A 10304-nucleotide genomic window follows, 5' to 3' on the forward strand; every position below is an offset into this window, starting at 1 on the left:
GTAACTGCCGGTAAAGTACGTGCAATGGCTACTGTAACTATTGAATATGATTAGCATATCGTCAGGAGCTAAATCTTAGCATAAGATTGCTCCTAGCCTTCAGCAATAATTTTATTTATCATTCAACAATTACTTGTCTAGTAATAGTCTTGCAATTTGATATAAAGTCATCCCTTATTACTTGATTATATTCCTCATAAACAGCCACACTGATTAATTCTTTAATTAGTTTTTATATAATTCCCCATCAATATAAGCTCCTAAGTTATCAATGCCCTAAACCAACTTTGGGCCACCCTCTAATTCGACTCTATGATCGAGAATACTATCAAGAAGTACGCATCTAAGTATGCTAAACAAAGGCTCTATCCTTCATTGGACGAATAGATCTGATGTCTAGATGCTCTCCATGAAATAGAATTGGTCCCCTTAACTCCTGCATTCTAATTTGGACATCACTGCTCTCAATTAATGACTAAAATGTAGATTCAACGTAGGTCACAACGTCAGATTAAGCCATACTAGAACTAAACGACCACGTGTTATTATGGTAACTTGAGATTACCGATAAGAGACAACCTGATGCGCTATTCATTAAACCATAAAGCTGAAACTCGCCAACGTTTAATTGAACAAGCAGGTAGCTTGGCTAAAAAAAATGGTTTTGCGACAACAGGGGTCGATGGATTGATGGCCTCTGTTGGACTCACAGGTGGAGCATTCTACAGTCATTTTAGTTCTAAAAATGAGCTATTTAAAGAAATTATTCAAAAAGAACTCATGGACACACTAAAACGTTTCCTGCCTGAAGATGCTAATAGTTCAGCAGATGCATTACGACAATTACTTGCACTTTATCTAAGCCCTACACATGTAAAACATCCAGAATTGGGATGCCCACTACCGATATTAAGTAATGAAGTTGCGCGCTCAACAGATGATATCAAGCAAGTGTATGAATCCAATGTCATAGAAATTCAGCAATCATTAGCTCAGATTTTAAAAGATGAAGATACGGCTTGGGCAACACTTGCTTTAAGCATGGGGGCAGTCAGTCTGAGCCGTGCAATGTCAAGTGACAAAACAAAAAAACAAATCTTGGAGGCTTGCAAAAACTTTATAAATCGATCACTTGATCATTTAACAAACGAAGATTCATCTAATGAACAGTCACAGTAATGACCTCTCTATATTCGAAGAGCTCAATCTTTAGCCTTTTGCTAAACCAATAACTCATCAATATATTTAAATTAATCCCGACTTCCTCAAAAGTAATTAAGGCCCCCAGTCATTGACAAGCCTACCTCAATAGAATAACGTTAGTTTACCTTACGAACGTTTACTTATAATAAATCTAATTTTTTGCTCGGAGTTCACCATGGCATCTGAAAAAACCGCCTGCATCCTCTGCTCACGTAATTGTGGTTTAGAAGTCGAGATTGAAAATGGAAAGTTTACAAAGATCCGCGGTGACAAAGATCATCCGCTGACCAAAGGTTATATCTGCCAAAAAGCAGCGCGTCTGGAACACTATCAAAATCATGGTGATCGACTACAATTTCCACTCAAGCGTGAGGCCAATGGCACATTCACAAGGGTCAGTTGGGATGAGGCTCTGACCGACATAGCTCAAAGACTGCTCGACATCCGTAAACAGCATGGCGGGGATGCCTTTGCTTTTGTCGGTGGAGGTGGTCAAGGCAACCATATCGGCGGCGCCTATAGTCGCCAAATCCTATCAGCCATGAAAAGCCGTTATGCCTACAATGCACTTGGGCAAGAAAAAACTGGAGACTTTTGGCTCAATGGCCGCTTATTTGGTCGTCAAACCTGCCATACAACTGAAGATGTCGAACATGCAGATTATGTACTTTTTATCGGGACCAATCCTTTTCAGGCTCATGGCATCCCCAATGCCCGCGACACCTTAAAAGAAATCAAAAAAGACCCGAATCGTACCATGGTGGTGATTGATCCGCGTCGCTCTGAAACTGCCAAACAAGCCGATATTCATTTACAAGTAAAACCTGGTACCGATGCATACTTGATGTCCGCAATGTTGAGTATCATTGTACGTGAGAACTTACATGATCGTGATTTCCTGACCAAACATTGCACAGGTTTTGATCAGGTCGAGCAAGAACTTTTGGCTATCCCTATCGAGGAATACGCACAGCGTGCAGATGTCCCATTGGCAGATATTGAACGTGTCGCACGGGGCTTTGCAACGGCAAAGACCGCATGTGTACGTATTGATCTAGGCATACAACAAACCTTGCATACCACATTAAATGGCTATTTGGAAAAACTACTGTATTTAATTACTGGTAACTTCGGCAAAAGAGGTGGTAATAATCTGCACACCTTCTTTCTACCACTCCTTGGTCATACTGATGAGCGCAAAAAAAAGAATGGTAAATCACTCAAACTCACTGCCCATCACAAAATGTACCCAATTGCAGGCATCTATCCGCCCAATATTCTGCCCGATGAGATCGAACATAAGGGCGAAAACCGTATCCGTGCGGTGTTTGTTGACAGTTCCAACCCGCTCATGACCTATGCCGATACACAAGCCTATGAACGTGCGTTCAAAAAGCTTGAACTCCTCGTGGTCGTCGATGTGGCCATGACTGAAACGGCTCATCTTGCACATTATGTCCTGCCCGCAGCCTCACAATTTGAAAAATGGGAAGCCACTGGGTTTAACTTGGAATTTCCAGAAAATGCCTTCCATTTGCGTCATGCGCTCTTCCCTAAACTCAGTGAGTCGCTCGGTGAACCCGAAATTTATACTCGATTACTTGAAAAGATGGAAATCCTGCCTGATCGTTTCCCGCTGCTTGAAAGAATAGCTAAACATGAACCCAAAGCGTCTAATCACTTGGTGTACATGACTGCAATTGGAGCAACATTGGCGCGCAATAAATCATTGATTCCTTTTGCTGCCTCAATTCTTTATCGCACATTGGGTAAGGCACTTCCGAATGATGCAGCAGCAGCAGCACCTCTTTTGCCCCTTGCCATTCAATATACCCAAACCCATTATAAGGCGGTGCGTCGAGCAGGCTATCAGGGTAATCGTTTGACGCTAGGCACAGTGCTCTTCAATGCCATCCTCAATAACCGAGCAGGTACCTTACTCAGTAAGCATGAATTCAAAGATATATGGTCGTTGATTCAAACTTCAGATAAACGCGTCCATCTGGCGATTCCTGAAATGTTCAGAGAACTACGTGCATTGAAATCAGAAGTTATGCCGGGTGCAGATTATCCGTTCATCCTAATGGCGGGGGAACGTCGCAGTTATAACGCCAATCAGATTTACCGTGATCCTAACTGGCGTAAAGTCGATCCCCATGGGGCGATGCGCATGCATCCTGATGATGCCAAGCATCTGGAGCTGGAAGATGGGTCACATGCTATCTGTGAATCCGCAACAGGGATGATCAATGTGGTCATTGAAATTGATGATGCAGTACGTCGTGGGATGGTCACCCTGCCGCATGGTTATGGTATGCGCTATCAAGGCAGTGCCCCGATTGGACCTGAGCTTAATCGTCTCACCTCAGGGACTCATTGTGATCCCCTATCTAAAACCCCTTTTCACAAACATGTCCCTGTGAACATTCGTAAAGTCGAAAAAATTGATCTGGAGCAAGTGCTATGACCTTTATCGTGATGGAAGAGTGTATTCAATGCAAACATACAGACTGCGTTTCAGTCTGCCCAGTCGACTGCTTCTATGAGGGGCCTAATTTTCTGGTCATTGACCCTGATGAATGCATCGACTGCGCCTTATGTGAACCGGAGTGTCCTGTTGATGCCATTCGCGCTGAAGAAGAAGTGCCCGCAGATCAGATCAAGTTTGTTGAGTTGAATGCCGTTCTGGCCAAACACCCCAACTGGACGCAAATCACGAAGCAAAAACCCGCCTTACCTGATCATGAAAAGTGGACTAAAGTCGCTGGGAAATTGGCTCAGTTAGATCGCAATGGTGCCTGATATGGGAGCTGTGCATCCGATAACCGCAAACGAGGTAACCACCGCGCCTGTACTGATTGACAGCTTTGGTCGTCAAATTACCTATTTGCGTTTGTCTGTCACGGATCGCTGTGATTTCCGTTGTGTATATTGCATGGCAGAAGACATGACTTTTTTACCCAAAGCACAGATTTTAAGCCTAGAAGAGCTATATCAGATATCGGCCGCATTCGTTGCACTGGGTGTGACCAAGATTCGTTTAACAGGCGGAGAACCCCTTGTTCGAGCCAACCTGCCTTCACTGGTTGAACGCTTAGCAAAATTGGATAGGTTAGCAGAGGTAACCCTGACCACCAACGGTGCCCGTCTTAAACAGTTTGCAATCCCCCTCAAAAACGCTGGGCTTGATCGAATCAATATCAGCCTCGATAGCCTAGACCCCACACGCTTTCATGAACTCACGCGCACTGGTCATCTGCATGATGTTTTGGATGGTATACACGCGGCACAAGATGTGGGCTTTGAACGGATCAAATTAAATAGTGTCATCTTGCGCGGACGCAATGATGATGAAATCCTGAATCTGGTCCATTTTGCAAGACGCGAGCAATTGGATCTTACGTTTATTGAAGAGATGCCACTGGGAATTATTGATGAACATAATCGGGCAACGGCTTATATCTCCAGCGATGAAATATTAGAGATTATTCAACAAGAGTTCTTACTAACCCCCACTCTAGAGAATACAGGTGGTCCAGCAAGGTACTACAAAACAACGAACAGCCCGACACGTATTGGCGTTATTTCTCCGCATAGTCGTAACTTCTGTTCGAGTTGCAATCGTGTTCGATTAACGGCTGAAGGACGTTTAATACTCTGTCTGGGTAACGAACATTCTGCTGATCTGCGCAGCGTTATACGAACACACCCCAATAATCAGAATGATTTACAGACCGCGATTCTGGCGGCTATTCCGATGAAACCAGAAACACACCATTTTAACCTCAACGAGTCGCCCCAAATTGTTCGTTTTATGAACATGACTGGCGGCTAAATTTCCAAGAGATTCTGTTATGTCCAACATGGCCCATGAAACCGTACTCAGCGTTCATCACTGGAACGATACCTTATTCAGCTTTACCACAACGCGCGATCCTGGCCTGCGTTTTAAAACAGGGCAGTTTGTGATGATTGGGCTTGAAGTTGATGGTAAGCCGCTTATGCGTGCTTATAGTGTGGTCAGTGCTCATTATGAAGATCATCTTGAATTTTATAGCATTAAAGTGCAAGAAGGCCCTCTCACCTCTCGTTTACAACACCTACAAGTTGGCGACAAGCTTTTGGTTTCACGTAAACCAACGGGTTCACTCATTATAGACAATTTAAAGCCGGGGAAAAATCTATATTTACTGTCCACGGGTACAGGTTTAGCACCTTTTATGAGTGTAGTACGCGATCCTGAATTTTATGATGCTTTTGAAAAAATCATCCTGACTCACGGTGTCCGTTGGAAAAGTGAATTAGGCTACTTTGAACATATCACAGAAGACCTACCTGCACATGAGTACTTTGGTGATCTAATCAAGAATCAATTGATTTATTACCCAACCGTAACACGTGAAGAGTTTGCCAAACAAGGACGCTTAACCGACCTGATTGAGTCAGGGAAACTCTTTGAAGACATCAATTTGCCGCCATTCAATCCAGAGACGGATCGCATCATGATTTGTGGCAGCCCAAGTATGCTTAAAGATTTGGTGGATATACTAGAGACACGTGGTTTTGCCGAAGGTACCAGTCATGCACCAGGTGATTATGTCATTGAACGTGCATTCGTTGAAAAATAGAAGATGATTAATTCATGACTCAAACTTATGGCCCAGCTCAACTCATCCACTCCCCGACGACAACGCGAGAAAACTGTGCAAAAATTGTTTTTGCACAGCACTAGACAACAATAAGCAATTTTTTGGAAACTTCATGTTATCGCTAAAATTAGCCATTGAACTATTGAGTAATCAATGTCTAGATGTTTTTTGGTGCATTGGATATTGCATGAGGTATCCTTGCGATTTACTGGATACCTTTCGGACAAAATCGGACACCGTAAGATCCTAATCGTATCGCTCTTGGTGTTTTCATTTGCATCTGTTTTTCTGGCACAGCCATGGGCATGACTAGCCTAATTATGATCCATGCCTTGATAGGTATTTCTGAAGGTCCCTTCTGTCCAACCATTTTGGCAGTAACAGTAGTCGCTACCAAACCATCACGTCGTAGGGCTTTACAAAGCTTGCAACAAAGTAGTTTGCCTTATTTGATCTAAGTTTGGGCCAATCATTACTACTCATTGTACTCTCTTGGCATGAAGTACTTTTGGTTATGGCGATCCTTGGTTTATTCTGCAGCGTGTTTGTTTTTGTCTTACGTGAACCACAGTTCAATCAAAATGGTCAAATACTTATGTTCGAAAAACAGGGAGAATCCCACGAACTGGATGGCATTGCTGAAAACAGCAAGGTATTATTCAGCATGATTAGCCTATTTTGTACCATATCTTGCGTATTTATCATCAGTGCAATGGTGCCACTATGAAATACAATAACTTATAGTCGATCGTTTAAGAATAAATTCTTGATTAATTGTTGCTACGACTTTTAACTTATATGAGACTATTCAAGGTTTAAAAACTATAAAAAATTTTTTGAATGCTATAGTGTTTATGCCATATAAGACTGATATTTTAACTTTTTTGATCAAATTGAACCTATCATTAACATAATTCATACTCAAATGTATTTACTAGAAACTCACAAGGGCAACTAACTGCACGGAAATATCATAATGAGGTTCCTCATAAAATATGATTTACTGATTAATATTGAATTCTTAAAAACTTATTGTTATTAAAATTAAATTCTCTGAAGAAAATAATCAATTACTGCTTTTAAGGCTGCTGAATGATTCCGATGACTTGGGTAATACAAATAAAATCCAGGAAAACTAACACACCAATCATCCAAAACATTCTCCAATTGCCCAGATTGAATATACGGCAATACTTGCTCTTCTAATGAAAATGCAACACCAAGCCCATCCAAAGCGGCTCTTATCATTAAATCGGCATCATCTAGAATGAGCGTGCTTTTAACAGCCAGATTAAGCTTTTGGTCTTCTTTTTCAAAAGGCCAACTATATAAAACCTGACTATTGATTTGACGCCAGCCAATACAATTATGATCTAACAAGTCTTTGGGAGATATCGGTTTAGGGTACTTCAAAAAGTAAGCTGGGCTAGCGACAATTGCAAATTTAAGGCTTTTAGAAATTGGAATAGCTTTCATGTCTTCTTGAATACTTTCACCTAACCTAATTCCAATATCAAAGCCACTGTCAATAATATCGATAAACTCTTCATTTGCAGCAATTTCAAAAGTAATGTTCGGGTAAAGTTTGCTTAGAGCTTTAATGTGTGGAAGAAAAAATAAAATCAAGGCTGATCGTGGAGCATTAATTTTCACAATGCCCTGAGGGCTGCTACGAAAATCATTTAGACTTTCCGTTGCTGAAAGAATGTCACTATAAGCTGGTAAAATTTTATTAAGTAAATGACTACCAGCTTCTGTTAAAGAAACACTACGTGTTGAGCGATTTAAAAGTCTGACCCCGAGCTTCGCTTCTAATACTTTCATGGAATGACTTAATGAAGATGGCGTTACATTTAATTTTGCAGCCGAACGCCGAAAACTCTTTTCTCCAGCAATAACCACAAATGCCCAGAGCTCATCAAAATTTGCTTTTGCCATATCATTATTATACTGATTAATTCATCAGTTCATTGAATTTTGTCTATATTGTATCCTGTTTATTAAACAATACAATTTCTTTAACACATCTAGAAGTTTGAGAAATTGTATGATTTCAGATATCCAAAAAGTTTCAGGTCGTTTAGAAGGGAAAGTAGCTTTAGTTACTGGCGCAGGTACAGGTATAGGTAAAGCGACAGCTTTATCTCTTGCAAAAGAAGGTGCTCATGTTGTACTTGCTGGACGAACTATCTCATCTCTTCAGCAAGTATCTTATGAAATAGAAACATCCTATGGAGTAGGTAAAACCTTTATTGTCCCAACCGATATTGATGATTCAAATCAAATTCAAAAACTTATAAATCAAATTATCCAAACCTATGGTCGGCTTGATATTGCATTTAATAATGCTGGTATCGAAGGAAGTTTCGCACCGGCGCATCTCATGGATGAAGAAGATTTTGATAAAACGATCCTGACCAATCTAAGAGGTACATGGTTAGCCATTAAGTATCAGATCACTGCCATGATGAAAACTAAAACACCCGGAGTGATTGTTAACACTTCCTCATGGTTAGCTGTTGGCGCCAGTAGTGGTTCATCTGCATATTCTGCTAGTAAAGGTGCTCTTGACTCCATGATACGCGCGCTTGCACTGGAAATTGCCCCATTACAAATTCGAATTAACAACGTAAATCCAGGGATTATTGATACTCCAATGTTTAGGCGCTTTGTTGATGATGAAACTGCCAAACCATATATTGCCTATACCCCTCAACAAAGACTAGGACAACCAGAAGATATAGCAAATACAGTAACCTGGTTGTGTACAAATGAAGCTAGTTTTATCACTGGGCAATCTATTCTTATCGACGGTGGCTTCTCAATCGCAGGTTTACGATAAAGGAAGATTCTAATGATTAAAAAATTAACCATTATTAGTATATCTCTTCTTGGCATTGCAAATATTGCCTATGCCAATGAAAAAAATATCGAAAAGACCGCTTATGTTGGTAAAGCACATAATACCATTGCACCTGATAATCATCTTTATCAGTATGGAATAGCGGATGCTTTTATTGAAGGTTTATATAAAGGGTCTAAAAGCATTGGAGAGATCAAAGAGCATGGTAACTTTGGGTTAGGTGCACCAGATTTGCTTGATGGTGAACTCATTCTAGTAGATGGGAAATTTTATCAAACTACCTCTACTGGTCAGACTCATATCGTATCTGATGAATTCAAGACCCCTTTCAGTTTTGTCACTTTTTTCAAACCTGATCAAAGCTTCTCAATTAGCCAGCAAATGAGTCAAGAGCAGTTTTTTGATTTTATTAATAATAAGCTCCGAAGCTTAAACAAGATGTATGCAATCAAAATCACTGGAAAATTCAAAAGCATCAGAACCAGAGCATTTCCACCAGTCAATGCCCAACAAGCCCCCTATTTTACCCCTCTATACAATATGATGGATAAACAGGTGGAGCTAAATTATGAAAACACTAGCGGCACTCTTGTCGGTTATCGGTTACCAGAGTTTTTGAATGGTATTAATATTGGAGGTTATCATTTCCACTTTTTATCTCAAGACCAGAAACAAGGCGGACATGTTTTAGGATTTGATGGAAGTAACTTAAAAATAGAACTTGCAGAGTTAAAAAAGTTTGATCTTGAAACTCCACAAGACCAAGACTTTCAGAAATTTAATTTTTCAAAACCTGATTCATCAGGAAAAATTCATCAAGTAGAGTAGTCATAACTTTTGTTGAAAATATAGAAACAGATAAGGGTTAACCCTTATCTGTTTCTATATTTAAGTTATAGCAATATTTTGATTCACTTTTATCTTTTCTAATAATTTTTGCTTTATATTTCATTAACTGGAGATTTAAAAATATTTGGTATACCGAATTTTTATTAAAAGTGATCATGCTTTTATAAGTATGACAAAATAAATTACGCCATTCCCCCTAAAAACCTTACACAGTTGAGTATTATAGTTACTACTATAAATAATAGAAATCCCCAAGCACTAACATAGATAAATCATAAATACAGTTAATCAAAATCTGGAAATATAGATTTCTCCAAGTTTATTTTAGATAAATTTTTACAATTTATTTTCTTAGATATACCTTCAAGAAGAACCCAACACCCTTGATTATTTATATAACTATCAGCAATGCACTCAAAGACAATACCATCCCAATAATCTTCAAAAGTATTTGGATCACTTGTAAAAACCACTAAATCTCCCTTAACCAGTGCATTATTACCATATAAAACATGGAGTTTCATAGATCTATCATGTTGTTCAATTATATTAGATATTTCTAAAACCATTACATTCACACAATACTTATATTATTTTAAGACTTAGATAAAGTCTTAAAATAATATAGTTCAAAATATAAATTAGATTAAAATAAAATTTACTAAAATTCGACTTGTACCGTTACGGTGTCTTGATAAACTCCCGCAGGGGTAGTATCTGCATTTTCATCAGTAATTTTG

Annotated in this window: 10 protein-coding genes; 8 read left to right on the top strand and 2 right to left on the bottom strand. The window is 39.6% G+C overall.

What is annotated here, in order from left to right; translation table 11 throughout:
• The first annotated feature begins 582 nt into the window (after positions 1-582).
• The 6 genes from RMB13_RS00355 to RMB13_RS00380 all read left to right on the top strand — a co-directional run bounded on the left by RMB13_RS00355 (position 583) and on the right by RMB13_RS00380 (position 6310).
• Positions 583-1179 carry a TetR/AcrR family transcriptional regulator gene (locus RMB13_RS00355; RefSeq protein ID WP_281834503.1) on the top strand — a complete coding sequence of 199 codons (597 nt, stop codon included), beginning with the start codon at positions 583-585 and terminating at the stop codon, positions 1177-1179.
• Between the two features lie 199 nt (positions 1180-1378).
• Positions 1379-3670 (top strand): molybdopterin-dependent oxidoreductase, encoded by a 2292-nt coding sequence (locus RMB13_RS00360; RefSeq protein WP_311073036.1) that lies wholly within the window; start codon positions 1379-1381, stop codon positions 3668-3670.
• A complete protein-coding gene (gene fdxA, locus RMB13_RS00365) occupies positions 3667-4005 on the top strand; it encodes a ferredoxin FdxA (protein ID WP_311073038.1) in 339 nt (112 codons plus the stop codon). The genes RMB13_RS00360 and fdxA overlap by 4 nt, the downstream gene beginning before the upstream one ends.
• A 1-nt stretch (position 4006) precedes the next feature.
• Positions 4007-5038, top strand: a complete 1032-nt coding sequence (gene moaA, locus RMB13_RS00370; RefSeq protein ID WP_311073039.1) for a GTP 3',8-cyclase MoaA — start codon at positions 4007-4009, stop codon at positions 5036-5038.
• A gap of 19 nt (positions 5039-5057) precedes the next feature.
• Positions 5058-5831, top strand: a complete 774-nt coding sequence (locus tag RMB13_RS00375; RefSeq protein ID WP_311073041.1) for a ferredoxin--NADP reductase — start codon at positions 5058-5060, stop codon at positions 5829-5831.
• A 320-nt stretch (positions 5832-6151) separates the two neighbouring features.
• Positions 6152-6310: a hypothetical protein gene (locus tag RMB13_RS00380; RefSeq protein WP_311084093.1), complete on the top strand. Its 159-nt coding sequence runs from the start codon at positions 6152-6154 to the stop codon at positions 6308-6310.
• Between the two features lie 586 nt (positions 6311-6896).
• On the opposite strand, the gene RMB13_RS00385 is transcribed toward RMB13_RS00380, so the two are convergent.
• Complete coding sequence (locus RMB13_RS00385; RefSeq protein WP_281834514.1) at positions 6897-7790, bottom strand: LysR family transcriptional regulator; 894 nt, start codon at positions 7788-7790, stop codon at positions 6897-6899.
• Positions 7791-7887: 97 nt separating this feature from the next.
• Between RMB13_RS00385 and RMB13_RS00390 the strand changes: the two genes are divergently transcribed.
• Together RMB13_RS00390 and budA are read left to right on the top strand one after the other, a co-directional pair.
• Positions 7888-8694 (top strand): glucose 1-dehydrogenase, encoded by an 807-nt coding sequence (locus tag RMB13_RS00390; protein ID WP_311073045.1) that lies wholly within the window; start codon positions 7888-7890, stop codon positions 8692-8694.
• Between the two features lie 12 nt (positions 8695-8706).
• Positions 8707-9543: an acetolactate decarboxylase gene (gene budA, locus RMB13_RS00395; RefSeq protein ID WP_311073047.1), complete on the top strand. Its 837-nt coding sequence runs from the start codon at positions 8707-8709 to the stop codon at positions 9541-9543.
• A gap of 305 nt (positions 9544-9848) precedes the next feature.
• Here budA and RMB13_RS00400 read toward each other — a convergent pair whose 3' ends face one another.
• Entirely contained in the window at positions 9849-10142 is a 294-nt protein-coding gene (locus RMB13_RS00400) for a hypothetical protein (RefSeq protein WP_281834516.1), read from the bottom strand.
• Between the last annotated feature and the right edge of the window lie 162 nt (positions 10143-10304).

Source organism: Acinetobacter sp. V102_4 (genome assembly GCF_031799005.1).
GTDB classification, from domain to species: Bacteria; Pseudomonadota; Gammaproteobacteria; order Pseudomonadales; family Moraxellaceae; genus Acinetobacter; species Acinetobacter calcoaceticus.

Bases quoted from the DNA above. Each gene is read 5' to 3' on its own strand.
- RMB13_RS00360 (WP_311073036.1), top strand. From the start codon at position 1,379: ATGGCATCTGAAAAAACCGCCTGCATCCTCTGCTCACGTAATTGTGGT.
- budA (WP_311073047.1), top strand. From the start codon at position 8,707: ATGATTAAAAAATTAACCATTATTAGTATATCTCTTCTTGGCATTGCA.
- RMB13_RS00375 (WP_311073041.1), top strand. From the start codon at position 5,058: ATGTCCAACATGGCCCATGAAACCGTACTCAGCGTTCATCACTGGAAC.
- RMB13_RS00380 (WP_311084093.1), top strand. From the start codon at position 6,152: ATGGGCATGACTAGCCTAATTATGATCCATGCCTTGATAGGTATTTCT.
- moaA (WP_311073039.1), top strand. From the start codon at position 4,007: ATGGGAGCTGTGCATCCGATAACCGCAAACGAGGTAACCACCGCGCCT.
- RMB13_RS00355 (WP_281834503.1), top strand. From the start codon at position 583: ATGCGCTATTCATTAAACCATAAAGCTGAAACTCGCCAACGTTTAATT.
- fdxA (WP_311073038.1), top strand. From the start codon at position 3,667: ATGACCTTTATCGTGATGGAAGAGTGTATTCAATGCAAACATACAGAC.
- RMB13_RS00385 (WP_281834514.1), bottom strand. From the start codon at position 7,790: ATGGCAAAAGCAAATTTTGATGAGCTCTGGGCATTTGTGGTTATTGCT.